Source organism: Peribacillus sp. N1 (genome assembly GCF_054600815.1).
In genome coordinates, this window is record NZ_BAAHZO010000005.1 from 87,049 (window position 1) to 113,543 (window position 26,495).

Annotated in this window: 24 protein-coding genes; 11 read left to right on the forward strand and 13 right to left on the reverse strand. The window is 41.4% G+C overall.

The window, feature by feature from the left end; translation table 11 throughout:
* Positions 1 to 4: 4 nt before the first annotated feature.
* Complete coding sequence (gene asnB / locus ACYP5M_RS18910; protein ID WP_427573823.1) at positions 5 to 1,852, reverse strand: asparagine synthase (glutamine-hydrolyzing); 1,848 nt, start codon at positions 1,850 to 1,852, stop codon at positions 5 to 7.
* Positions 1,853 to 2,138: 286 nt separating this feature from the next.
* On the opposite strand from asnB, the gene ACYP5M_RS18915 reads away from it, so the two are divergent.
* Positions 2,139 to 2,705, forward strand: coding sequence for a DUF2777 domain-containing protein (locus tag ACYP5M_RS18915; RefSeq protein ID WP_020018810.1), 567 nt, complete (start codon positions 2,139 to 2,141; stop codon positions 2,703 to 2,705).
* A gap of 57 nt (positions 2,706 to 2,762) precedes the next feature.
* Here ACYP5M_RS18915 and ACYP5M_RS18920 read toward each other — a convergent pair whose 3' ends face one another.
* The 4 genes from ACYP5M_RS18920 to ACYP5M_RS18935 form a co-directional block, all read right to left on the reverse strand.
* Entirely contained in the window at positions 2,763 to 3,104 is a 342-nt protein-coding gene (locus ACYP5M_RS18920) for a YisL family protein (protein ID WP_101224146.1), read from the reverse strand.
* 133 nt (positions 3,105 to 3,237) lie between these two features.
* Positions 3,238 to 4,419, reverse strand: a complete 1,182-nt coding sequence (locus ACYP5M_RS18925; RefSeq protein WP_434168853.1) for a DUF418 domain-containing protein — start codon at positions 4,417 to 4,419, stop codon at positions 3,238 to 3,240.
* Between the two features lie 31 nt (positions 4,420 to 4,450).
* On the reverse strand, positions 4,451 to 5,725 hold the full coding sequence (locus tag ACYP5M_RS18930; RefSeq protein WP_101224438.1) for an MFS transporter: 1,275 nt from the start codon (positions 5,723 to 5,725) through the stop codon (positions 4,451 to 4,453).
* Positions 5,726 to 6,040: 315 nt separating this feature from the next.
* On the reverse strand, positions 6,041 to 7,633 hold the full coding sequence (locus tag ACYP5M_RS18935; RefSeq protein ID WP_452444731.1) for a long-chain-fatty-acid--CoA ligase: 1,593 nt from the start codon (positions 7,631 to 7,633) through the stop codon (positions 6,041 to 6,043).
* A 222-nt stretch (positions 7,634 to 7,855) separates the two neighbouring features.
* Between ACYP5M_RS18935 and ACYP5M_RS18940 the strand changes: the two genes are divergently transcribed.
* The 6 genes from ACYP5M_RS18940 to ACYP5M_RS18965 all read left to right on the forward strand — a co-directional run bounded on the left by ACYP5M_RS18940 (position 7,856) and on the right by ACYP5M_RS18965 (position 9,822).
* Positions 7,856 to 8,077, forward strand: coding sequence for a spore germination protein (locus ACYP5M_RS18940; protein WP_241590647.1), 222 nt, complete (start codon positions 7,856 to 7,858; stop codon positions 8,075 to 8,077).
* Positions 8,078 to 8,098: 21 nt separating this feature from the next.
* Entirely contained in the window at positions 8,099 to 8,305 is a 207-nt protein-coding gene (locus tag ACYP5M_RS18945) for a spore germination protein GerPB (protein ID WP_101224149.1), read from the forward strand.
* 83 nt (positions 8,306 to 8,388) lie between these two features.
* A complete protein-coding gene (gene gerPC / locus ACYP5M_RS18950; RefSeq protein ID WP_434168851.1) occupies positions 8,389 to 9,000 on the forward strand; it encodes a spore germination protein GerPC in 612 nt (203 codons plus the stop codon).
* Positions 8,990 to 9,169 carry a hypothetical protein gene (locus ACYP5M_RS18955; protein ID WP_034314611.1) on the forward strand — a complete coding sequence of 60 codons (180 nt, stop codon included), beginning with the start codon at positions 8,990 to 8,992 and terminating at the stop codon, positions 9,167 to 9,169. Before gerPC ends, ACYP5M_RS18955 begins: the two co-directional genes overlap by 11 nt.
* Positions 9,170 to 9,174: 5 nt before the next feature.
* The gene (locus ACYP5M_RS18960; RefSeq protein WP_434168850.1) at positions 9,175 to 9,582 is read left to right on the forward strand and encodes a spore germination protein GerPE; all 408 of its coding nucleotides are present in this window, start codon (positions 9,175 to 9,177) and stop codon (positions 9,580 to 9,582) included.
* Positions 9,583 to 9,603: 21 nt separating this feature from the next.
* Positions 9,604 to 9,822, forward strand: coding sequence for a spore germination protein (locus ACYP5M_RS18965; protein ID WP_095391926.1), 219 nt, complete (start codon positions 9,604 to 9,606; stop codon positions 9,820 to 9,822).
* Between the two features lie 45 nt (positions 9,823 to 9,867).
* Here the strand turns inward: ACYP5M_RS18965 and trpB are convergent, their stop codons facing one another.
* The 5 genes from trpB to ACYP5M_RS18990 all read right to left on the reverse strand — a co-directional run bounded on the left by trpB (position 9,868) and on the right by ACYP5M_RS18990 (position 19,786).
* The gene (trpB, locus tag ACYP5M_RS18970; RefSeq protein ID WP_434168848.1) at positions 9,868 to 11,031 is read right to left on the reverse strand and encodes a tryptophan synthase subunit beta; all 1,164 of its coding nucleotides are present in this window, start codon (positions 11,029 to 11,031) and stop codon (positions 9,868 to 9,870) included.
* Between the two features lie 129 nt (positions 11,032 to 11,160).
* Entirely contained in the window at positions 11,161 to 14,895 is a 3,735-nt protein-coding gene (addA, locus tag ACYP5M_RS18975; RefSeq protein ID WP_434168847.1) for a helicase-exonuclease AddAB subunit AddA, read from the reverse strand.
* The gene (addB, locus tag ACYP5M_RS18980; protein WP_101224154.1) at positions 14,888 to 18,385 is read right to left on the reverse strand and encodes a helicase-exonuclease AddAB subunit AddB; all 3,498 of its coding nucleotides are present in this window, start codon (positions 18,383 to 18,385) and stop codon (positions 14,888 to 14,890) included. Before addB ends, addA begins: the two co-directional genes overlap by 8 nt.
* A gap of 189 nt (positions 18,386 to 18,574) precedes the next feature.
* Positions 18,575 to 19,138: a signal peptidase I gene (lepB, locus tag ACYP5M_RS18985; RefSeq protein ID WP_230177350.1), complete on the reverse strand. Its 564-nt coding sequence runs from the start codon at positions 19,136 to 19,138 to the stop codon at positions 18,575 to 18,577.
* Between the two features lie 33 nt (positions 19,139 to 19,171).
* Positions 19,172 to 19,786, reverse strand: a complete 615-nt coding sequence (locus ACYP5M_RS18990) for a TVP38/TMEM64 family protein (protein WP_048680052.1) — start codon at positions 19,784 to 19,786, stop codon at positions 19,172 to 19,174.
* A gap of 290 nt (positions 19,787 to 20,076) precedes the next feature.
* Here ACYP5M_RS18990 and ACYP5M_RS18995 point away from each other — a divergent pair, with 290 nt between their 5' ends.
* The 3 genes from ACYP5M_RS18995 (at position 20,077) to ACYP5M_RS19005 (ending at position 22,953) form a co-directional block, all read left to right on the forward strand.
* On the forward strand, positions 20,077 to 20,448 hold the full coding sequence (locus ACYP5M_RS18995; protein WP_101224156.1) for a hypothetical protein: 372 nt from the start codon (positions 20,077 to 20,079) through the stop codon (positions 20,446 to 20,448).
* A gap of 1,446 nt (positions 20,449 to 21,894) precedes the next feature.
* Positions 21,895 to 22,734: a ComEC/Rec2 family competence protein gene (locus tag ACYP5M_RS19000; protein ID WP_434168844.1), complete on the forward strand. Its 840-nt coding sequence runs from the start codon at positions 21,895 to 21,897 to the stop codon at positions 22,732 to 22,734.
* Positions 22,735 to 22,953, forward strand: coding sequence for a DUF3006 domain-containing protein (locus ACYP5M_RS19005; RefSeq protein ID WP_101224159.1), 219 nt, complete (start codon positions 22,735 to 22,737; stop codon positions 22,951 to 22,953). It abuts the gene before it with no gap.
* Between the two features lie 48 nt (positions 22,954 to 23,001).
* Here ACYP5M_RS19005 and ACYP5M_RS19010 read toward each other — a convergent pair whose 3' ends face one another.
* Positions 23,002 to 23,565, reverse strand: a complete 564-nt coding sequence (locus ACYP5M_RS19010; protein ID WP_101224160.1) for a competence protein ComK — start codon at positions 23,563 to 23,565, stop codon at positions 23,002 to 23,004.
* Between the two features lie 320 nt (positions 23,566 to 23,885).
* Here ACYP5M_RS19010 and ACYP5M_RS19015 point away from each other — a divergent pair, with 320 nt between their 5' ends.
* A complete protein-coding gene (locus ACYP5M_RS19015) occupies positions 23,886 to 24,122 on the forward strand; it encodes an IDEAL domain-containing protein (protein WP_137017118.1) in 237 nt (78 codons plus the stop codon).
* 72 nt (positions 24,123 to 24,194) lie between these two features.
* Here ACYP5M_RS19015 and ACYP5M_RS19020 read toward each other — a convergent pair whose 3' ends face one another.
* Entirely contained in the window at positions 24,195 to 25,004 is an 810-nt protein-coding gene (locus tag ACYP5M_RS19020) for a YitT family protein (protein WP_101224162.1), read from the reverse strand.
* 142 nt (positions 25,005 to 25,146) lie between these two features.
* Positions 25,147 to 26,412 (reverse strand): M48 family metallopeptidase, encoded by a 1,266-nt coding sequence (locus ACYP5M_RS19025; protein WP_434168842.1) that lies wholly within the window; start codon positions 26,410 to 26,412, stop codon positions 25,147 to 25,149.
* Positions 26,413 to 26,495 lie beyond the last annotated feature (83 nt).

Sequence of the window (26,495 nt, forward strand, 5' to 3'; positions counted from 1 at the left end):
TTTTTCATTCGATTATCTGGATATCATATTCTTTGAACCATACATGGGTTTGTGCCAAGTGTGCGAGCAGCTGTGGACCTGACATCAATTGCCCGAACCACGGCACTTTAAAAGCGGCACCCCTGGAATCTACTATATCGGTTAGCTTCTGCTTATCGAAAAACTCATGCAGCACCGAACTTTTATCCATCAGTAAGTCTTTCAACCACGCCTGCACACGGTCTGTATATATAGGGTTATGGGTTTTTGGATATGGACTTTTTTTACGATACAATACTTCATCCGGTAGCAGCCCCTCCAAAGCCTTCCTTAGAATACCCTTTTCACGGTTGCCTTCCATTTTCATTTCCCAAGGAATGTTCCATGCATATTCAACAAGGCGATGATCGGCAAATGGCACGCGCACCTCTAGACTTGCCCCCATACTCATCCGGTCCTTCCTGTCAAGGAGCGTCGTCATGAACCATAATAAATTCACATAGAAAAGCTCTCTTCGCTTTGCTGCTACACCGCTTTCTCCTTCCAATTTAGGCGTTTCGGCAAGGGTGGTCAAATAAGCTTCCTGCGCATATTCCTCAAGCTTCAATTTCTCGCGCCATCCCTTTTTCAATAAAGATACCCGCTCATCCGTAGATCTCATCCATGGAAAACCAGCACGATTCAAATCATCCTCACGATGAAACCAAGGATAACCGCCAAAAATTTCGTCCGCACATTCACCGGACAGGCCTACGACAAAATCTCGCTTGATTTCTTTACAAAACCAAAGTAAGGAAGAATCGACATCCGCCATGCCTGGGAGGTCCCTTACAAGGACTGCTTCCGTTAAATAATTTGTCAACTGCTCTTGAGTGATGATCGATGAATGGTGTACCGTGTTAAAACTATCCGACATCTTTTTAATCCAATACCCATCAGAGTTTGGCTGAAAATCATTTGCTTTAAAATAACGCTCATTATCCTCATAATCAATGGAATACGTATGAAGCGGCCCTTTCCCTTCTTTTTGATAGGCGTTTGCAGCAATGGCCGTTATCGCGCTTGAGTCAAGCCCTCCTGATAAGAAGGTACACAGCGGAACATCTGATACGAGTTGCCGCGTCACTGCATCTTCGACAAGAAAGCGAACCTTCTCGGCCGTCTCATCAAGAGTATCCCGGTGTTCTTCGCTTTTCACATTCCAGTATCTCCAAATCCGGAGGCCTTTCCTTGATAAGGTAAGCGCATGGGCAGGCCTTAATTCCTGGATATTATGAAATATGCCTGAACCTGGCTTTCGGGATGGACCAACACCAAAAACCTCAGACAGCCCTTCGCGGTCAATCTCCGTTTTAACATCCGGATGGGCCAGAATCGCCTTCAGCTCCGATCCGAAAATGAACCCGCCGTCCCTTTCCGCGTAAAAGAATGGTTTTACCCCCATGCGATCTCTTCCAACGAATAATTTCTGTTCCTTTTCATCCCAAATCGCAAACGCAAAAATCCCATTGAACAAGTCAATGCATTTTTCTTTCCATTCTATATAAGAAGTTAGCAAAACTTCTGTATCAGAATGACCGTTAAAGGAATATCCTTTTAATAATAGCTGTTTACGAATATCCTCGGTGTTATATAGCTCACCATTATAACAAAGCGTATATCTGCCGTTTTCGTGATTTTTCGTCATCGGCTGTTTTCCGCCTTCCGCATCGACAACCGTTAACCGTTTATGACCAAAGGCAACATGGGCTTCGCTCCAAACATTTTCTTCGTCTGGCCCCCGCTTTGCCAACGTTTTTGTCATGTTTTCCAGCGTTTTCGTTTTTGTCCGTAAATCTTTTTGAAAATGCACCCAGCCTGTTATCCCACACATTTTACACTTCATCCTTTCTATCCGGACTATCAAAAATATATTGGCTCCCTGTCTTAAAAAGATTTACAGTCCCTAAGTATCGCTCAGCATCATTCCGTAGGAACCCCCTGCCCACAACGCCCGGCGTCGTTAATGAATTGTTGAGCAAAGCATCCCGTGTTTAAACATAGCCTATGCAAAGACGGAAAGATGGTTATTTGTCCATAATATTTTAAAATATACAGTTATATTTTCATTGGATTTTGACTAAAAAGTAGGTGAGGATTCCACTATTGGAGGTATATGTATGAGTCAGCAACAACGAACTAAGTTAATGAACAGGCAAACAAGAGCTTTTACCGAAGGAACAGTGGAAAATATCAATCAACAATGGATTTTTTTCGATGATGAAACAGATGAGGCCTGCTCCATTGAAGACCACGTTGACAGCATCATCGAAGTGTACAGGGGTGGGCGCTGGCAGCAAGGAGTAATTGAAGAAGAGGGGAAAATCCTGCTTCATCGGGAAATCACCTTCTTAAGGGAAAATGAGCCCATTCGGATACGCAAAAAACTGCTCTACTCTTTTGAACGTTTATTGGAAGAATTGAACGACGATTCTTTTTTCCAATTTGTAACGACATTGAATTCACTTGATTTTTCTATTTATGATTGTATATATAGCTATAACCAGCTCACCTTTTTAAGGGCAGTCCCAAACCAGTCCGGCGTGAATTTTTTCACCTTTGATAACGAGAGCCAAATTTGTCTCGTTCAGCACCACTTTTCTTACGGGAAAAAGGATCATGATCGTTTTGAATTCACCCTGAACACCGGAAAAAGGATCGTCATTGAGAAAGTGAATTCACAATAACGGGTAAAAGAAAACGGGTAAATGAGATTTCCTCATTTACCCGTTTATAATTCTGTATTAAAAAAAGTCCATTCCTTGTGGCAGCGAAAGTCCTAAATAAAGGACGAATACAAGCGCTACGATAAACAATGTCCACATGGCACTTGTGCTTTTTCCTTTTTTCGTACGGACCAGCACCATTTCCATCGCCGCAATCACGATGATTCCAACAATCATTTTTACTGCGTAAGCACCAAAATCAGTGATCAGCATGCCGCCAGTAAGGAAAATCAATAGATAGAACAACCGTGTTATCATATGTAGCATTTTCGCTTTCGGGTTTTCACCTTTAAGCATCGAATATGTGACAAAGAAAAGAATGATTCCGATAACCCAAGCTGTAATATGCATATGTGTCATTTTTTTGCCCCCTCGTTCAGTTTCCATTTCATCATATCATAGGCTTTTACAAAAAAACAAAACTAAGGACCCACCTGAATGGGTAAAACCAACAATTTAATGAACATCATTTACATTTCTTCTTAACTGGTCCCTACTTGCGCATAACCGGCTTTTTACCATATGTAAAAAAACGCCATATATATTCAACCGGTCCGTAATAAAACAGACCCATCCACAATAAGGAAAGCAGAATTTGCAGGCAAAACAGGGCTATTAGGAAAACAAATCCTGTCGTATAGGAGACTGATCCATATAAACCAAGCCCATATGAATAAAAAATGGCCGTACATACCATCGATTGGAACAAGTAATTGCTCATCGACATCCTTCCGATATACGAAAACGGTTGTAATAGGCGGGAAGCCCCTGCCCGCTCCGCCAAAAGCGCGATTGCCGTGATATAAAAAACCGTAAGTAACGGTCCTCCCAAATAATCCTGCACGAATATCGTACCAAAATGGTATACCGTCACATATGGCAGAAACTTAATTGACATCCCCAATAGCAAACTTACAATCGATATCGTTTTCAATTGTCGTTTATATTGGGTTGGATTTTGGAGAAAGCCTTGTTTTGCAACGCCTGCTCCCATTAAAAAAAACGGAAAAATCGATAAGAAAAGGATAATGGCATTAAAGGGGTTGTTCACCATATACCAATCCAGCGCCCTTTGACTCATTATTTCCGTAAATGTACCAGATTGATAAGCTTCCAAAGACTGTTTCATCATCTCCGAATCAGTCGTGATTGCCATCGAATCCCCTTCAAAAATGCTCATTATAAGAAATAGTGAACCCAATATGGCAAAAGGCAGGACATAACAAACCGAGCCTAGCAGAATTAAATTCCTGCCCCTCATCTTATAAAAAAACAAAAAGGCAAACCCAAATACAGCATAATTAATGAGGATGTCCCCATGCCAGATGAAAAAAGCATGAATGCATCCAAGTATCAGCAGGAAACTTAGCCTTTTCATATATAGCAAAGGAAATGAAGTACCCTTTTCTTCACTCCTTACAGCCAGTATGATCGCCCCGAAACCGAACAGAAAGGCAAATAACGGATAAAAGCTGGCCTGTGCGACAATATCACTGAATACATACAAAATCCTGTCCCATCCTCCAGCCCACCGCTCGGCACCATCTATGTACAAGAGCGGCGAGTGGAAAGAAGGCATATTCACTAAAAAAATCCCTAAAATGGCTAATCCACGTAAAATATCGATGCTTTCGATCCTTTTACTTTCCTGCAATGGTACCATCGTGCCCTTCATAGGTACACCCACTTTCATCCATACAGTTTTTCTATAACTCCATTGCACCATCTTTAACTTTTGTGACCGCTTTTTGCTTTTTTATCAGTATGACAAACAAGCTGCCCAATAAGCAAAAGATTCCTGCAAGGAAGAATGCCCATGTATAGGAGTTGAATATTTTGAAGATAAGCCCTCCACCATACGCCGCCACTGCTGCACCGACCTGATGGGCCGCGAATATCCACCCGTATACGATCCCGCTTTTCTCCATGCCAAAGACTTGCCTTGAAATGCTAATGGTCGGAGGAACGGTGGCAATCCAATCCAAGCCATAAAAAACGGAAAAGATGATCAATAGGCCAATTGAGCCTTCATTTAGCGCAAAAGGAAGTAATACGAGGGAAGCACCCCTTAGAGCGTAATACCAAAACAATAGCCAACGGTTATCAAAACGATCTGATAACCACCCGGATACAGTCGTACCAATCAAATCAAAGATTCCCATGAAAGATAGCATTGATGCTGCCGTCACAACCGGTAAACCAAAACTAATGCAGTAAGAAATGAAATGTGTGCCGATCAACCCGCTCGTCGAAAGTCCGCATATAAAAAAGCTTCCTGCCAATAACCAGAATTCCTTCACTCTCACTGCTTCAATCAACGACTGAAAGGCCATGGCGATGGGGTTCTTCTTTTGGACTGTAACAGCCTCCTGATTTTCCTCTTCTAATCCATATGGAAGAGTGCCCACTTCCTTCGGATTGTTTTTCATGAACAAAAGGATGATTGCCAGCATGATCAAGCTAAGGACCAAAATTAATCCAATCGCCCATCTCCACGAGTAATTCTCAATGATGATGGCTAAAACCGGAAGTAAAATGAGCTGACCTGTGGCCGTACTTGCCGTGAGTATCCCGACCGCCAGTCCCCGCCTCTTTTCGAACCAACGATTTGCCACATATGGGCTCAATACCGTTAAAAACACTCCAGAACCCAATCCAATGATAATTCCCCAGATAAGAATGAGCTGCCATTCATGCTCCATGAAAAAAGTGAGTAGAATCCCTGCCAATAAAGTGGACATGGCCAATACCATCATTTTCTTCAATCCAAGCACTTCAATTAGAGCGGCCATGAATGGACCCGATAATCCATAAAGAAACAAACTTATGGCGAAGGCTAAAGAAATGACGGACCGATCCCACCCGAACTCATTTTCAAATGGAACGATGAATACTCCCGATGATGACCTAACGATTCCGGCTACAATAATCGAGAAGAATGTTATGATTAAAATAACCCAGCTATAATGTATACGTTTCAATGCTCTCCCCCACAATCCAAGACTCCTACAATAAACATGATGAAAAAATGAAAATCAAAATAATTTGAAATATTTTATAATAGTAACACTTTCTCGTTAAACAGGAAGCTTTTTATCGAAACAAATTCCAATGCTCTTGAATGAACATCATTATCCAACAATGGCATGAGTTACTGCGGCTTATTTACGAATGGAAACATATCGGCCCCGCAATCTTCATTTATCAAGTCCGATATCTTCATAGCTTAATATGAAACCCATCGAACGGGCGAACAGAAAAAAACGCTGATCATTTCTGAACAGCGTTAGTGAGCTTCAATTGACGAATCTGCCTGTTTTACCCTTAGATTCCCAGTAATCATTACGGAGATGGATTTTTTGTATTTTTCCCGATGCCGTTTTCGGAAGCTCATCGACGAACGACACACTGGTAACTGATTTGAAGTGAGCTAGTTTTTCCCGTGTGAAGGTCCTTATATCATCCTCCGTTAATTCCACGCCCCTTTTTGGCACAATGAAGGCATGCGGCGTCTCTCCCCACTTTTCATGGGGAACGGCAATGACTGCCGCCTCAAGAATGTCCGGATGTTCGTAGAGCACCCCTTCCACTTCTATGGAAGAAATATTTTCTCCGCCACTGATGATGATATCCTTTTTGCGGTCAACGATATCCACATTGCCATTTTCATCGATGGTGGCCATATCCCCTGTATGCAGCCATCCATTTCTCAATGTCTGGCTTGTCGCTTCTTCATTTTTCCAATAACCTAACATCACTCCATGACTGCGGACAATGAGTTCCCCGATATCCACGCCATCATGGACCACTTCCTCACCATTTTCATGGATAACCTTTACCTCACTGCCTATGATGGGATATCCGGCTTTCGCCTTCATCCTGTATTTTTCTTTTTCCGAAAGATCATCGAATTCAGAACGAATCAGCGATATCAGACTAACAGGTGTCGATTCAGTCATTCCGTAAATTTGAATGAATTCCCAGCCTAACTCTTTTTCCACCCTTGTAACGAATGCAGGAGGCGGAGCGGAACCCGCAACAACGATTCGAATATCCTGCTCGAGATTCGGAACATTCCGTTCATAATACTGAAACAATGAATTCAGAACCGTTGGTGCCATATGCATGATGGAAACCTTATGCTTTTGTAATGCATCAAATATCGTTTCGGGGCTGGTTTTCCTCAAACAAACTTGAGTGGCACCATTTGCCGTATAATAAAATGGGGCACCCCACCCATTTACGTGGAACATCGGCAGTACATGCAAATATGTATCGCGGTCATTGACCCTGAAATGATGCATCGCACCCAGGGCATGTAAATAGTTGTTGCGGTGAGTCAGCATCACCCCTTTAGGATTCCCTGTGGTCCCGCTAGTATAAAGGAGACTCGAAACATCATTTTCATCCACGGTTTCCCGGTTAAAGCACTTGTCATCATAACGTTCCAGCCAATGGTTGTAATCGGTTTCATTTATTTCTTCACCTTTATAATGAACGATTATGTGCTCCACCGATTCAAGTTCATCCTTAACAGGGGAAATAAGATGGTACAATTCCTGATCTACGAAAAGGACCTTTGACTCGCTGTGGTTCAAAATGAATACATAATCTGCAGGTTTCAAGCGGATATTCAAGGGAACGATTACGGCCCCAAGCTGAAACACCCCATAAAAGCCTTCAAGCATTTCAATTGAGTTAGGTGCCAAATATGCCACCTTTTCACCCTTTTTGACTCCAAGATTCCTTAAACCATTTGAAAGCTTGTTTACACGGCCGTTCAATTCTGCGTAGGTTAATACCCTGTCATCCCCAATGATGGCTCTCTTATCGCCATATAGTAAGGCTGCTCGATCTAAGAACTGCGATAATACTAATGGTACATTCATTTCCTCACCTCTAGTTTTATTTGAAAATTCTGAATTAGAATTATATTACCATATCTGTTTATAACATTTCAATAATATCCGCCAGTGTTATATAACAATATATTGATAGGCAGATGAATCACATCAATCATCAGTCAACATACAATACATTGAAACTCCCTTCAGCGCTAGGCTCATGCCTAAGATTCAGGGAAAAACCAGAATAAAAAAAGGGTGATTTTCTTGCCGGCCATCGTAGGAGTCGTTCAAGTCATCAACGTCGGTAGCAGTGGAATTGTCCATATTGGTGACGTCTTTAAAATTAGTCCATTTTCCACCTCAAAAACGTTTGCAGGTGCTGGCTCGTTTAATACGGGTGAATCCATATCCCTCTATAATGCCTATAGCACCACGAATACAAATGATACAGATGGTGTTGATCAGCCACTGGTCTTAAATCTCTAATGTTTTAAGAAAGGAGTCAGCATGATCTTCAATATTCACCAGACCATACAAATCAATATGATAAAAATTGAAAGCATCGCCAATTCATCCGTTTTTCAAATAGGAAGTGCCGGGGTGATCAAACCATATTCCACATTGGCCAATACCGGTGGATTCACTGAGCCTGCTCCCGAAATTGAAGCAGATGTAATCCCATCGACCAGTTTCGTCCCATTTACACCCTCCTAGTTCATAGGCATTCACCTACCTCCAACTTTTTCATATACTGTCTTATATGAAATTAACTTATTGTGAAGGTGGGGTGTTGAATCGTGAATCAGGATCTCTATTCATATTCCATACAAATGCAGCGTTTCCTTGAAGCCCAGGATAAACGGATCATGAAACTTGAACACGAACTCAAACGCCTGACAGATGAAATTGCCGAGCTGAAAAATAAACCGCCAATCCATGTGGATAAAATTGAATATAAATTCGATCAGCTAAAGGTCGAATCTTTAGATGGAACATTGAATATTGGTTTAAATCCAACTGACCTTAACAACATTGATGAATTTGCCGTCAACAACCAACCCGTCCAACCAGCACCTAACCTATTTCCAGGCAGGGAAATCGTCGTCCAGGAGATTCAAAACGATATACTTTCAGACTTGGAAAATATGATCAACGATGCGGAAACCCAGCTGAAAATATCATTGGAACCCTCTTATCATGACTTCATTAAACAAGACGTCGAGCGCCAGCTTCATCAACGGATCAATATGTATTTCGATAATCTTTCTTACGCCGAACGTGCTCCGCAGCAAAGGGATAATATCAAGGAAAAGATCAGGGAAAAGGTGAAATCCGATATTCAAACTGCATTATTACAATTCATTACCCATTCACAAGCCGAGACAGGAGGAAATCCAAATGGAGTTTAATGTAACCAATCACCAGCTTTGTGTAGGAGATATTAAAATTACCGGTGTAGCAAGCTCTGCCTTATTTCTCATAGGGGATGTACAAACGGTCCAACTATCCTCAGCATTCGATACCCCGCCGGAATCCCTGATCATCGGGCCATTCGTACCTCTTTCTCCAGAAGGATAAATAACATGTTTTCAAGAATATCAAAAGTAAAATCCATAGTATCCGACACGGTATCATTCAGCTCAGCCCTGCAAATCGGGGATACTTCATATATTGACGGACATTCCCTGGCTTTAGCGATTCAAAAGAAAAGTGAAACTTTCCATTCCGTCGATATTCATTTCGAAGACTATGACATTTTTAAGAAACCACTTTATATCCCAAGATTGAATGAACCAGTCATAACAAGTTTTTCAAATCCGAATCCCTTCATACGGGTCGGCAATATCAATATTATCGGGATATCTTCCTCATCTGTCGTTGGTGTGGGGAACGTAGGCCATGCACGTATGGAATCAAGAGTGAAACATATTCGGGAGGTTCCTAAAAAACCCGAAGAGACGCCAATCGAGGATTCAACCAACAACACTTAAACTTTTAAAGGAGGGGTTCATATGCCCGCCATTATCGGCCCAGTTCAAGTATTTAATGTCGCTCAAGGAAACCTGTTATTCGGTGATTGCGCTGTCATTTCCCCTAAGTCTTCCTCCAAATCCGTTAGCGGATCCGGCTCAGGGAACACGGCTGCAATCGTTTTTACGGCCAATGGCCTGAACGGTAGCAATGTCCTTGATGTCAATGGGGTCGACCAGCCCATTACAGGGAATAATTAGTTATAGAAAAAGCCTCCCATTTCCAGGGAGGCTTTTAAATTCGGCCTATTTTTCTAACATGTTGAATACTTGCTCGACATCTTTGTCTCCCCTGCCTGATAAATTAACGATCAGTATATCATCTCTTGTTAACTCTTTTGCGAGCTTCATGGCGTGAGCTAGAGCATGTGAGCTTTCGAGAGCAGGAATGATTCCCTCTGTTTTGGATAATACCTGAAAAGCCTCAAGGGCTTCTTCCCCTTTTACCGTCACATACTCCGCTCGTCCGCTTTCTTTCAAAAAACTATGCTCGGGCCCCACGCTCGGGTAATCCAAACCGGCAGCTATGGAGAATGTCGGTTTTGGCTCTCCTTGTTCGTCCACTAACGTCAAACTTTTGAATCCGTGCAATACTGCCGGGACACCTTGCGAAATACTTGGGGCTTCAATTGGCTCTACACCAATTAAACGGACATTGTCTTCATCAATATAATGAGCAAAAGCACCGATCGCATTACTTCCCCCTCCTGCACAAGCAATGATGGCAGTTGGCAGTTTTCCTTCCTTTTCAAGGATTTGGCGTTTTGATTCTACACTTATGATTGATTGAAAATGTTTAACGATCGTTGGATACGGGTGTGGTCCCACTGCTGAACCAAGCAAGTAAAAAGTATTTTCATAGTTTTGCACCAAATCATTCAATGCCTCATCAACGGCATCCTTCAATCGACCCTGTCCCTTTTCGACCGCTACGACTTTTGCCCCCAACAATTCCATCCGAAAGACATTCAATGCCTGCCTCTCCGTATCCAGCTTACCCATATAAATCACACATTCCATGCCAAACATCGCACATGCAGTCGCAGTCGCCACACCATGCTGCCCAGCGCCAGTTTCTGCGATGACTCGTTTAGAACCCATCCGTTTAGCGAGCAGGATTTGGCCGATCGCATTATTAATTTTGTGAGCACCTGTATGGTTCAGATCTTCACGCTTCAAGTATATTTTTGCCCCGCCAACCTTTTTCGTTAAATTCTTTGCAAGTGTTAACGGGTTTTCGCGTCCTACATATTCTTTCAGATAATATTTAAACTCCTCAATGAATTCGGGGTCATCCTTATATTTCAGGAATTCCGTTTCTAAAATATCCATTACTTCCTGAAGTTCACCCGGTACAAAGCTTCCGCCGAACTCACCAAAGTATCCCTTGCTCTTAATCTCACTCGTCATACTCTTCTCTACTCCTTTAAAAAGGTATTTTTCTCCACTAGTATATAGTAAGCATTTATACCTTTTCAAACTATTCTGTTTATTTATCCAAAAAGAAGCGTCCCACATCAATGGGACACTCCTTCTCTCTTATACTTCCAATAAATGCGAGCCGTCAAAGAAAAACAAGTAACGGCCGGTTACCTTCTTATTCATTATCCCTTCAACAGCCCGCGTATAAAGCTGAAGCTGCATCCGGTATCGATCGGCAAGAATCTCTTTAGCCCCTTCATACCCGCTGGCAAAACGGCCGGTGATTGTATCCGTTTTATAATCGAGAAGCACAAGACCTTGTTCATCCTCAAAGATACAATCAATTACACCTTGGATTAGGATCTCTTCATCTCCAGCTGCCCAATCGCTGTAAGCTTCCTTTGCAGGCAGCGACATCGTAAATGGCACTTCACGGCGAAGGTTCACGGCCTCTAGCATTCTTTGCCCGATTTCACTGTCAAAGAAATCGACGATCGTCTCAGGGTCCACAGCTTCTTTCTGTTCCTCCGTCAACAGCTCACGTTGAATCAAGTCAACCATCAGTTCCTGAATCGACTGAATGGTAACCTCTTTTGATAAATCAATATGCTGCATGACTAAATGTGTAATCGTACCCCTTTCAGCAGGAGTCAGTGACTTTTCTTGCATGAAAGTCGGCCGCTTCGTGATAGGCCGCTTAAATTTACGCAACAGCTCTGTGGAACTTTGCTCGTCCTTGAGTTCATACTGACGTTTTAATTCAGAAACGGATTGCTTGGAACGATACACCGTTGCCTCATGCTCGGGGTACTCCCACTCGAGCTGTTCCTTGATATCATCATAAAACTCAGAAACGATATCAACCTTCTCCGATTTCTGGACATGTTCAAGCATTCGCTCTTGAACCAGTGCCTCTTCCTCATCCAGAACAGCAAGCTCTTCACTTGGAATGACGGAAATGGACCAATTCGATGGGTGCGACTCCATTTCCAAGCCAAGACCTGCAGCCCCAAGAGAATCCCGATGCCGGACAAGGGATGGACCAATCCAATCAAGATAACTTTTTGCACCTGCCCGTACATAGTCCTTCAATAGCCAATCTCCATGTGCCGCATTACTTTCCCAGTTTTGCTGCATCTTTTCTGCATCATTGATACTGGCAATCAAATAAAGCTTTTCCTTAGCCCTCGTTAGAGCCACGTAGAGGACACGCATCTCCTCGGCAATTAATTCAAGCTGCTTTTTTTTCTTAAAAGCCAATTGAGGGAGGGATGGATAAGTTATCCGTAATTCGGAATTCACATACTTTGCCGCAAAGCCATAATCCTTATCAAGTAAATAGGGCTTGCGTAAATCCATCATATTGAATTGCTTGGAAAGACCGGCAATGAACACGATCGGGAACTCAAGCCCCTTTGACGAGTGAATCGTCATCAGCCGGACTACATCTTCCTGTTCCCCTAAAGCACGAGCTGCCCCTAAATCATCTCCACGTTCTTGCATCCTTTCTATGAAACGCAAGAAACGGAACAGACCGCGGAAAGAACTTGCTTCATATTGCCTTGCCCTGTCATACAGCGCTCTTAAATTGGCCTGACGCTGTTTTCCGCCCGGCATCCCACCTGCAAAATCATAAAACTGCGTTTCGCGGTATAGCAGCCAGATCAAGTCTGATAATGCCTCCTGCCTGGCAAGCTTTCTCCATGTCACTAGTTTTTTATAAAAAGCAGTGGCCTTTTCATAAAGCCCCGGATGTTCTTCCGGGTCACTCTTTCTGTAAAAATCAGCTAGCGCTTCATAGTAGCTCCCTGTATGGAATAAACGCACCTGTGACATCTCTTCTTCATCCAATCCTACGATGGGTGAACGGAGAACGGATGCCAATGGGATATCCTGTTGCGGATTATCAATCACCTTCAATAGGGAAATCATGATGGCCACTTCGGTCGCTTCAAAATACCCTGTCGATAAATTGGCATAGACCGGAATTCCTTGTTTTTTAAATTCCTCCATGATTTGCGGTGCCCATGGCATCGAACGAAGAAGAATGACCATGTCCCGATAAGTGGCAGATCGGTACTTTTTGGTTTTCGTATCATATATCCGATGCTTTTCGCTTATAGCCTTTTTAATGAGCTTTGCCATCTGCCTTGCTTCGAGCTGCGCTTTTTCAAGCTCCTCGGCCTCAAACCCGCCTTCCGATCCTTCCATTTCAGAATGAGCTTCCGGATCGGCTGTTCCGTCAATTAAATGGAGTTCGATCGGGTTTGGATCGTCTTCGGGATATGGGGCGCCTTTTTTCAATTGGGCATCTTCATCATAATCAATCTCACCGACAGTAATGCCCATCAACTGTTGAAACAAGAAATTGGTCCCATCGAGAACTTCCTTTCGGCTCCGGAAATTGCGGTTTAAATCAATTTTCAGTCCGGAATCAACACCATCATGGGTAAAACGTGTGTATTTTCCAAGGAAGAGATTCGGTTCCGCAAGCCTGAACCGGTAAATGGACTGCTTGACATCGCCTACCATGAAAAGATTCCCATCATATTCGCCGTCGGCCGTCACAAGTTTTAAAATGGATTCCTGAACCAGGTTAGTATCCTGATATTCATCCACTAGTACCTCTTTGAACTGGTTCCTGTATTCAATGGCTGCCGCTGAGGGTTTTCGTTCACCATCCACCGTTTCCCCTGTCAAAATTTGTAGACAATAATGTTCCAAATCGGCGAAATCCACCAAGTTCTTTTCTGCTTTTGCAGCAAAGAACCTTTCATCAAACCGTTTAACAAGCATTACAAGTGTATCGACATATCCCTTGAGCTCCCTTATATCCCTCAAGTAGCTTTCCGGTTTACGGGAAAATAACTCTTCCTGTAACGATTTGATGATCTTCTTCGCCTTATCCCGATACTTGGTAGCCTCATCCGTAATTTCTTTGATAAACTCCGCACCAGAAAGGCGTTTCGCCGTCCCAAACTTCACATTTTGGATTTCTTCATAAAGAGCATTCCAGGATTGGTCCTTCACTTCCGAAAGTTTAGCCACCACGGCAAGATCGGCTAAATAGTTTTCAGCCCTTGGTGCCGGTCCCCCAGGGATTTTTGTCAACGCAAGCGAGCGTTCCAATAAATCTCTGGAGGTGTCCAATTGTAAACCAATATCGAACTTCAATGAATCGATAAACGAAAGATCATCAATCCCATCATCATCTGCCAGCTCATACATACTGGCGGCACCATCAAGCCATCGGTCCGGGTCTGGATTCGATTGCGAAAAATCATGCAGCGATCGAACGATATTCTGAAGTGCATCATCGTTTCGATCGCTAGTGAAAGCATCAACCAAATTAAAGAACTCTTCATTATCACTTTGCCCATACTGCTCCTCGAAAAGCTCTTCCATCACTTCATCACGAAGCAGCTGGATTTCCGTAGAATCTGCAATTCGGAAGCCCGGGTCGATATCCGTCAGATAATAATACTTCCTGATCACCTCTAAACAAAAAGAATGAAGTGTGGAAATCGAAGCACGATTAATCAAGCTCAACTGCTTACGCAAATGCTGTGAATGCGGATTATCATTGATCGCTTTTTCTAATGCCTCACTTATCCGATGACGCATTTCGGCAGCCGAGGCATTTGTGAATGTAACGACGAGCAGTTCATCAACATCGATTGGTTCTTCTTCTGAAATGACTTTTTGAATGATCCGGTTGACCAGCACCGCTGTTTTCCCTGAGCCTGCTGCGGCCGCAACCAGAATGTCCTGATCTTTAGCCCATATCGCCTTCCATTGATCTTCCGTCCAAGTCACGTCTCCTGGCAGAGCAGGAATTTTCGTTTTACTCATCGCTCTCCCCCTCCCCCCTTAATAGCTCAAGAACGTCATTTTGTTTTTTCTGTGCCAAATTCCTGAATTGGTTCTCCTCCAGTGACTGGTCGAATTGGCATACAGATTTAAAGGAACAGAAGGTACACGGCGTTTTTTCCTTTAATTTGTATGGTGTTATATCCACATCACCATCGACAATTCGATCACCAGCCTCCTGATAAATACGGCGCACATGATGATTCAGGAGCGAAAACTCTTCCCTGCTGGCAACTTTGGAAGCCGCAAGGAGCGATCCGTCCTTTTTAAATCCAGCTGGAATGATATCCGACTTACCAGGATTTTCAATATCAAGTGAAGTATCCATCATTTGAATGACATTTGAATGATCCAGTACAAGTCCATTCATTTTAAAACTTTTATAGATTTCTTCTTCAATTTTATCCAAGCTGAGCATTCCCTTTGATTTGACAACGGGATTATGCACATGAAAATATAAAACCCCGGCAGGGATCGCTTCTTTTCCAATAAGCGACTTGGAATGGGTGACGACGATATCAAGGTATGTCAACATCTGCAGCGCGAGTCCATAATATACTTCACTCATGTTCAGTTCCTTTTCACTCGACTTATAATCGAGCACACGCAAATAGACACCCTCATCTTCTTCCGCTTTATCAACGCGGTCGATCCGCCCGACCAATTCCATCTTCGTACCGTTTTTCAATGTGAAAGATAGTGGTGGCAGCTCGCCATTTTTTCCGAATCCGAGTTCTAATCCAATTGGAGCAAAACCGCTCACCTTTGCATGTTCACTTAATACGATCGAGGCCCGTCCAATCACGTGTTCCAGTTTCCTGCGTAAATAGTGATGGCGATTCGTACTTAACAAGATTTGATTTTGGAGTTTAGGAGCAAGTCTCTCCACGGCAATTCTGGCCAGCTCCAAGCATTGTTCCGAAGTCAATGTAGACCAAGGTATATCATGTTCCTTCAAGTAATCGGAAATCATTTTCAACGCTCCATGGAACATCTCGCCTATATCCGGTGCATCCAAACGGAAAATTTGCCGTTCCCTCAATTTCAAGCCATGAGCGGCATAATGGGAAAACGGGCAGCTATTGAACATTTCCATCCTGGATACACTCGTAAGAATGCTCTCACCGTATAATTGCTTACTTGTTTCCTCAGATAATTTCTTTGTCCTATTTTGATAAAAAAGGCTCGATAAAACCTTAGTTGCTGAAGGACCGGCCCTTTCATCATCAATAATGGCATTATACACATCCCACCATAGTGAATGGATTGGATAGTTTCTTTTTTTCAGCTGCAATTGGGCAGCCAGGTACGATAGTGCCACATCATGATTCGCAGCATATTTCACCTGTTCCTCAGCAGGCAGATCGGATGGATCGTTCATATAATACACTTCGGAAACGTTAGGCAATACGTCCCTTACCCGTTTTAAATAGGATGAGGGTAAAAGTGCCTTTCCTTCCTCATCGGCAAGCGGATATGATAAATAAAGTGCCTCAGCAGGCGTAGTGAATGCTTTGTACGCTGTGAACTCCTCATCCAGCAGGCGCACTTTTGAACTTGGGGCAACATCAAGTCCGCCAGCCAGCAGCACATCACGATCACTATCTGAAAAAATTCCGTCAGATACAGCTTTTCCTGGCAAAACCCCTTCGTTCAGGCCGATAACAAAAGCTGTCTTCACATCATCCAGGCGGGATAAATCTAGATTAGCGACCAATACTTGGTCAATTGCCGGCGGTACCAAAGAAAATTCAAGAGATTCCAGACCAGCTTCAATAATTACTGCAAACTGTTTCATGGAGAGTTCTTCCCCGCTCAGCAGTTCAACGAATTGGTCCAATAGGTCGACAACCGCATTCCAAGTTTGCTCATGCTCTCTTGCCGATACCAAATCACCTGCTTCTTCTGCCTCTAGTTTTAGCTTTTCCAATTTTTCCGGCACATGTAATTCTTCAAGATATAGATAAAGGGCTTCACACAATTCCCTGCCATTAGCAGCCTTTTTAACACGTTTTGAGAGCTTCAAGATGGGCTCGGTAAATAATTGCTTCATCTCATTCAACTCTTGCTCAAGCTTCATTTCCTTATCCGTTTGGTTCCGGTCCTCGAGTTCCAGGCCGCGGAAGCGCCTGTAGGTCCAACGTTCTTTGGACGTCCACCTGCTTCCTTTAATGCCGCGGGCCAGCACATAGTTCTCCAGCTTATCTACCTGTTCGCGCATCCTATCATGATTTTTTTGCAGCGGAAATAGAAGCTCAGTCTTGATTGCACGAAATACCGGCTCATAACGCCAATAGCCATTGATGATCTCCAAAGTGGAACGAATCAGTTCAATCAGAGGATGATTCAGCATCGTCCGTTTGGAATCGACGAACAAGGGTATTTGATAATCCCGAAAAACGGTTTGTAAAATATCTGCGTATGCTTCCCCATTACGGACTAAAATCGCAATATCACGGAAACGGTGCTGTTTCTGTCTGACCAGCGACAAGATGTCCCGGGCAACTCCTTCAATCTCAGCTCTGCGGTTAACTGCCTGGGCGATCGTTACATCAGGTGACTGCTCAAACGTTTGTGCAGGACGAATGGCAAAATGAGTTTCCAGGTGATTCAGCCCTGGACTCTTTCCAAACCTTTCCGTCCCTTTTAAGATTCGATCTTCTGAAATCGGTATGCCATTCCTCAATCCAGCCTGATAAAGGTGATGATAAAGATTACCCGTTTGCCTGAACAGCTGCAAATCATCCGGGGCATATTGCCTGTAGGGCTGATCTAACGTCAGTGAGATCGTTACACTCCTGCACAGCTTCATCATTTCTTCCACAATCAATAATTCCTGTGGAGTCAAGCTATAAAAACCATCGATGTATATATCCGCATTCCTTATATATGAAGACTCTGGCATTTTCTCGATCAGCAAAGTGAAATAGTCTTCGGAATCTAAATATTTGTTGACCATTTCATCCTCAAAAGCCTGATAGACCAATTCAAGATCATGCAGTTTATCCTGAATGCCGCTGCCGGCTTGTGAGGTTTCTTGCAAATAGTTTTGAATGTCATCAGGTTGGATGCAATACTGCTTGAACTCGGCCAGCATTAGCTCCATCTGTGCAATGAACCCCTGCTTATCAGCAGATCGACGAAACATCTTTAACTCTTCCTTTTTATCTTCCATGATCTTCCGTATCAACATATTGACGCCGACACTGTCCAAATGCAGCCGACTCATCCCCCCGGTTTCCTGAAGGACGCGCCATGCAAGCCTGCTAAAACTGAAAACCTGTGTCCGGATCATTCCGGCAAGGCCTGGTGTTTTAATTAATTTATATTCAGATAGAAACGTCATCTGATCAGGAACGAGGTAGATAATTGGATTTCCTTCGGGATCTTCTGCCAATTTGGAGCGGATTTCGTCCAATATATTCGAAGTTTTCCCTGCACCCGATCTTCCCAGTAAAAAACGGAGTGACATCTCTTTTTCCCCCTTACAACATAATATCTAGACCCATCATACCAGAAATACTTTCGTCTTTATGACTAGGTTTCTGTTTCCAATTAGATTTACTTTCTATTATTTTACCGTTTCCCTTTAAAAAACACCAATCGTACGTTCGCGTTTCCCCCAAAAGAAAAAGCCCACATAATTTTGGGGCTTCCACAATCATTCACCTGTAAATTTAAAATTGAAATCATTGACCGGCCAATATCGAACATCCACTTTACCGACAACATTTTCAACCGGTATATAACCAAAATGACGGCTGTCAGCACTTTCAAGACGGTTATCACCCATGACAAAAAGCTTACCCTCCGGAACTTTGGTCATGTCCGTCAATTCTTTTAATGTAAAATCACCTGTAAAATCCTGTTCCGGGAAACCTTCCTTGAATTTCTCAAGATAAGGCTCATCCACTTTTTCACCATTTACGTAAAGCCAATCATCTTTATAACGAATTCGGTCACCTGCAATCCCTATGACTCGCTTAACATAATCTTCTTGTGAATTAGCATGAAAAACAATAATGTCAAAACGGTTGATATCATGAATCCGGTAATTGATTTTATTCACGACAAGTTTATTTCCATCTTCAAGGGTCGGCTGCATCGACTTCCCTTCAACATCATAGCTTGAAAAGAGAAATGTACGGATTAAGATGTAAATAACAAAAGCTATCATCGCTGGTTTTATCCAATCGGATAAAGAATTCTTGTTTGTTTTTTCCATCTAGTTCAACCCCTACTGCATTTATATATTAATTTATTGTCCTTCTTCTCTCTTCATGCTTTTATTTAGCCTGACTTCCAGTCTTTTTCCCACATACCATAGGATAAAGATGACGATTCCGATAATGATCGTTCGCACAGGCTTATGAATTAATGATACTAAATCGTAACCTACGAAGCTGATCGTAAAAATCATCACCGCTTTCCCACCCACTACTGCAAGTCCATATTGCAGGGTACTGACTTTTGAAAGTCCTGCCACGATATTAACGATAGCCGAAGGTGTAAAAGGGAAGCAGAGTAATATGAACAAAGGACCGAATCCATGGCTCTCAACCCAAACCATCAACCTCTGCACCTGTTTATGCTTTTGCAAAAATCGGAAAAACCTCATTTGACCATATCTTCTAATAATCCAAAAGATCAAAAAAGACCCCGCTACCGCACCAATCCAAGAAAATAAAAATCCCCACCAGAGACCAAAAGCCGTTGCATTAGCAAGCACGAACACCACTAAGGGCAAAAAAGGCAAAAATGCTTCCAGCATCGGCAGCAAGATCCCAGGAATTGGACCGAATGAGCGATATTGCTGAATAAGTGCCGATATATGATCAAGTGTAAACCACTCACGTATAGTATCCAAATCCATAATTATCTCCCTCGACATGCTGCCATCATTGCAGCATAAACTTATTAAAAACTGTTTATTTTAGATATATCACTTTCCCCTGAAATTGCAAGAATTATTATCCATATATCTTCATACTTTCCCTATCTCCGGAAAACATAATCTTGTTAACGAATATTTCTTGATTTATCAAAACTGCTTGCATATACACTGAAAATACATTAGGATAAAAAACAGAACGGATGTTCTTATTTTTGCAGAATATACATACTATTATTAAAAACGCGCTATTTTAGAAAGGGGCGGTCATGATGACCCGCATTCCAGAAGATGACCGAAATATGATTGAAAAAGCCATCTACCTCCCTATGGTTATTACAGTCTTAAACCGGGATCTCAAGGTCATCGAAATTAGTCCGTTTAAATTAAAAAGGCCCTATTCGGAGCTAGTCGAACATATTTTAAAAGTGGTTCAAGACGAACTTGCCGAGGTGCGGCGCTATTTGCGCAAGGAGAATATTAAGGTTAGTGAAATCAAACGCGATGAATCCTTCACGATGTATTGTTTTTTATATAAAGGATACGAGGAACATCATAATTATTTCAATCCCCGCCTTCGCAACAAAACTGAAGACTTGTTATGTTATTACTTTTTCGAAAAAAACCACCGTTCAAGGAATTAGCGGGTGCAGGCATCCATGTATGTGGATGTTTGGAGCATTAGATCATCCAGTATCTTATATGAGAAGGTTAAGCTTAATCAGTCAATATATGAATTAACGTAACGGAATGTTTCGGTTAAGAATAAGCTATAATGTTTTTTATTTGGAACTTTATCAGCAAATGATATCCATCGAGTAAATTTGATTTTCTGATTTTAACTACACTCTGTAAATGCTTCTTGATTAATTGCTAACGTATTTAATTATATCCAATCATAGCAACATTTTACTAATATATGGTGTACAATCTATTAGATCTAATTGGAATAGCAGAAAGTATTTTGTCTAAACACAGTATATTGCACCAATTTTCATTTTGAAAACTTTTGTTAAAGAGATTTATCCAGAAGAAACACATAACAAAGAAGACGGAAAGTACAGACCTCCCGAATAGTTAGCGGAAAGAGATAATAAGGGTTACATAGAGACAGAAATTATACAATGGGGTCAAAAAAAGAGAATAATTTCATAACATATAAATCTTTATACCCTTATATTGATTTACGGCATGTCGCTTTAAAATGATATACGAACGCTATGAAGTGCAGTCCAAATAAAGTCGGGGGAAATTATGAAAAAGAGTAGCCTTATAATAAATTCTATACTTGGATATATTGCAATAGGGGTATTCGTTATTGGTTATATTAGAAGTATACCGGTATATAACTATACAATTCTAGGTTTTGAAGCAGATTACATTATTCTTACATTAGGAACGTCTTTCATTTTTGGATATATATATTACCTTGAGAAGCAATTAAAGGTCCCCCAAAAGGCACTTTTTTTTGGGAGAGCATGTTTTTTTATCACTTTAATAGGTAGTTTCATTTTAGAAGTGATTTGAAATTCAGCATTCTCTCACCTCTATTTCTGAACCATTTGAGAGAAGAAGGCTGTACACATTTCCAGTAACTATACATTTTATGATACCTATACTTAAACTGTGTTCAGCTAACTTCCACAAATTAGAAAATTACAGTAAAAATGCTTTATCCTAAGGAAGCAAAAGAGGAAATGTTTGTATATCGATGTTTTTTCAAAGAAGGCTCTGAAACATAAAAAAAGAAATTCAAGATTTAATGGATGAGCTATTTGAAGATTAATTCTGAAGCCCTTCTCATATGAGAAGGGCTTTTGGTTGTGACTTTTGCTAAAGCAAACATTGATATGATTGATCGTATGAAAGAATCATTCCATTATCCGCCTGTAGAATATCATCTCCTCCACCATATTAAAAACTCAGATAGATTCCCCTTCTTCACCAGCGACAATCCATCATAAATACCCAGGATCATTTTACCTAACCACGATTCTGATGCCCGCTTCCTTTTTTTATCACAAAGAAAATTATGTCCAAATCCCCATTTTTCGAATTACACATGGTAAATTATTATTTGGAGGGGAAAAATGAAGAAAATAAATATTCTACTGGTTGCTGTTCTTGTTTTGTCTTTATTCACTGGACTTAAAGCAACTGAGGCAGCCTCAAATGTGAAGGTACATTTCATCAATGTTGGACAAGGAGATGCCATCCTTATTCAAACCGGTAACGAAAACGTTTTAATTGATGGCGGCGGTAAAGGAAAGGGCGACGAAGTTGTAGCCTACCTAAAAAAGCAAAAGGTGAAAACACTTAATGCATTAGTATCCACTCACCCAGATGCGGATCATGTGGGCGGTCTGGCTTATGTGATTAAATCGCTTAATGTAAAATCTGTGTATGCCCCTAAAGTTTCTCATACTACCCAGGCATATAAAGACTTTTTAACGGCTGTTAAGCAGAAGAAGCTTACAATAAAAAAAGCGCAGACTGGCGTGGAAATCAACACTAAAGCTAAGGATAATTCCCTTAAATTCATTGCACCTGTTAAAGAATATGCCAAGTCTGACTTAAATAATTGGAGTGCAGTCCTTTTACTTAAACACGACAAAAAAACATTCTTGTTTACAGGTGATGCTGAAGAAAAATCAGAGACAGATATGCTGGCTAAAAAACTGGTACCAAGTGTGGATGTACTTAAAGTGGGCCATCATGGTGCAAAAACATCAACTAGTTCAGCATTCATTAACAAAACAAAACCGAAATACGCTGTAATCAGTGTAGGAAAAAATGGCTATGGGCATCCTACTTCCACTGTTATAAAACGGTTGAATTCAGTGAAGGCCAAAACTTATCGCACAGATAAATCAGGTAACATTATTTTTACTTCTACAGGTCAGAAAATTACTGTAAAGACGGTGAAATAAATGGTACAAGGTATTATTGACCGCTTCGAAGGAAAGATCGCTGTCGTTGAAATCGATGGTGGTAACATGAAGGATTTTCCTAAAAGCGCTCTCCCCAAGGGAGCAAAAGTAGGAGATATGCTGATTATCGATGGAGATACCATCACCATTTCCAAAGAGGGCACTGAGAAGTTAAGAAAAGAAATTGACGATCTAATGGATGAATTATTTGAAGATTAATTCCTGGGCCCTTCTTTAATAAGAAGGGCTTGCTTTAATTTTGAATGTCTAACGCGGTATATACTTTGACATTACCTCTGAAGCCTTGACCCCGTTTGCTTCGTTGAACAGATAGAATGATTTCCTCTTTGTTTCCTCAATCCTCTGGATCAATTTCGTTTTTAAAAACGAAGTCCGGTGCAGCTGGTTTTCGAAAGAACTGCATGATACTGCTATATCGATGGTTTGTCTATTCCTGAATGTGATGGTAGTATGTTTGGAATCCAGGCGATCATAGGATACCACATGCTCATGTGATAACCAGATGCATTGAGGACGCAACGGAGATGTAGTGGGAAAGAAGAAAATCGAACTGGTCGGATCGATCGCAATAGGTGCTTTATGTGTGATGTTTATAAGCTGTTTTGTGCCTTGCTTGCGTCCTTCATAACTTGATCCGAAAAACTCACAGCTTTTCTTTATTATTTCCAAAGGTTTAAACGGGGATATGAACTCGTCCTCCATTTCAACTATACGGGCATATATTTTACTGCCGTAATTGATTGGCGAAACCATCAATGTATGTGGCGTGATTTCATATTCCTCGATGATTCCCTGATTGTTTTCCTTCATTTTTAATCCACCTCTTCCTCATTGCTAAACATCGCTTTTACTTTACCAAAGCTTATGCACTTAATTGCTTGTACCCTTCCATTCCCCATTGCCGAAGAAAAGTGAATGGAGATAGTAAATGTATGTTAAATTACTCACTATAATAGCACAACCCTTGAACATAAAAAGTAAGTTCACAAAGAATTAAAAATTCTTTTATATAGTGGCTTTTTCTTCATATAAACGACACATTCTCTATTAATATTTAAATTTTTTAAATTTTCAGTTGATTTTATCCGCTCAAATCCATATAATAATAAAAAGGGTCAGGGGTGGTAACTTTGAAAAATGAAAAATCTTATTCAGAGTCAGTGAAGTCCTTATCAATGAGCGAAATGAAAAACGATGCCGTGGTTCAGGAAATGTTAATTGATATGATTATTCAGGAAGCCGTCCTTACTACCAAAAAGAATATCCTTGCAAAACAGATCGATGAAGCCTTGGATAAGAAAAACAAACCTTTATTCTTAAAACTAAGTTCTGAAATGAACGTTTTACTAAAACAGTTTGGAAATTAAAATGCATGATTTAAAAAAAGCCTAATGATCAAAAAAGCCTCCCATAATGTTGGGAGGCTTTTCTAATTATCATCACTCTTTATGAAACATCCCCATGACCTCGGATGTTTCGGTAATATTGACAAAAGCATTCGGATCAACTTCTTTTATCATCGTTTTTACATCGGTTAACTGATAACGTGTAATGACTGTCATCATTACTTTACTCTTTTCTCCTGAATATGCACCTTCACCATCCATGACTGTAATACCACGATATAGGTTGGTCAGGAGCTTCGTTTTCATTTCGTCACTCTTTTTGGTCACGATCATCAATGTTAATTTAATGTGATTGGAATGGATCGTATCGATCACCTTTCCTGCTGCATAAATGGAAATCAGCGTATACAATGCGGCATCCCAACCGAAGATGAAGCCTGAGATAACCACCACAACTGCATTCATCACCGAAAGCAATGTACCAAGCGGAAAGTCGCTCTTCTTAGCCAATAGCATGGCAATGATGTCAAAGCCGCCCGAAGACCCCGAAGCGCGAAAGACGATGCCTATACCGATTCCCGATATGATTCCGCCAAATAAAGAAGACAAAATCGGTTCAGTGGAAATTCCGTGAACTGGAATGAGATATAAACTGACGGAAATCACGACAACTGATAATATCGTATAGGTGATAAAGCGTCTCCCTAATTTCAAGTATCCAAGAATCAGCAATGGCAGGTTCATCAGAAAATTCAATATCCCTGTGTTGACCGGGGTGATGATTCCGAACATAATCGCAAGCCCACTAAGTCCGCTGCTTAAAATTAAATGTGGTATCAAAAATAAGTTGTAGGCTACTGCCACAAGCACTGAGCCTATAGTGATGAAAAGTACATTATACATATCCGATCTCCTTAAAACGAACTGGGAATTTAATTTATTATAGTAGAGAACCTAAGATTTTTAAAAATAATAGTTTTTTCTGAAAACAACTACAAACTTCCACTTTCCGAAGAAAAAAAGCCGGCTGGTATTCAGCTGGCTTTCAATCACCCTTTGTATCTGCATTTTCAACAGTTGAAATCCGTTCGAGCATGGTTGGATGGGAATACCTCAGCCATTTAACCAGGAATGGCGGGTTGACCTGACTCAAACCCGACCTCGTGAGTTCCTGGAAAGTCGTGATTGCTGATTCTTTATCCCCGGTCATTTCAATGGCGTAACGGTCAGCCCTTGTTTCTTGATATCTGGAAACATAATTGGACAGCGGACTCGAAGCAAAGAGCAGCACAGACGTTATTAAGAGAAATAATGGAAGAGATGATATGCTGTCAACCGAACGGACCTTTAACAGGTGGCCCCAGCGTCTAATGATAAAATTCATTATTTTCGATGTCAGCCACAAACCGATTAAAGTCAGTCCTAAATAACCTGCAATCCCTATATAAATGTGCTTTTCCACATAATGAGCCATTTCATGTGCCATGATAAAAAGGATTTCATCTTCCTTCAGTTTGTTCAGAGTCGTATCCCAAAGAACTATTCTTGAGTTGGAACCTATGCCGGTCACGTATGCATTCAAGGCATTTGTCTTTTCCGCCATATTTACTTCATACACATGTTCAGCCGGAATTTCAGCCTGTGACGCAAGTGCCAATATTTCCGTTTCCAGCTCTTTATTTTTTAGCGGGTAGAATTCATTGTACAGCGGATCAATCACTACAGGCTGAACAAACATCAGGAACAAGGTAAATGGAATGGACAACATCCAGGCATAGAGCCACCACTTCTTCACACTTTTCTTCATTAACCAATATAAAACGGAAACGATAATGAACATCATCCCAAAATTCACCCAGAATTCGATGACTCCATCCTTCATCCACGAGGTAAAACTTTGTGTACTTATATGGTAACTTTTGCTCATCCGATATCCAATGAAACTGATTGGAAACTGTGCCAGGTAAGAAATAACGGAAAGCCAGAATAAGTAAATGCCCGTTCTGATCGCTTTCCTTCTCGAGACCGCCTTTGACGACTTTTCAAATGCTTTTGATAAACCAAATAGTAAAATGAAGAAATACAGCAGCCACTCATATGGCGTGGATACGAAAAAAATGAAATTCCGCAGCCCTGAATATTCTTCGCTAAGCTTTAGTTCCCTTGCATTCAGGAATGTTGCAGGATCTGCTGCAGTTCCACGCAAAGCTTCGGGAATGGAGGTATCAGCTCCATAAAAAATATACCAATACATCGCTGCTGCATAAAGGATATATAATAGAATCGCTCTGCCAGCCCATTTTCTGACCATGATGCCCCTCCTTAAACCGAATCTCCCTCTTAATAGTTTAATCCAAAATGGACAGGTTAGAACCGCATTTACCTTCTATATAT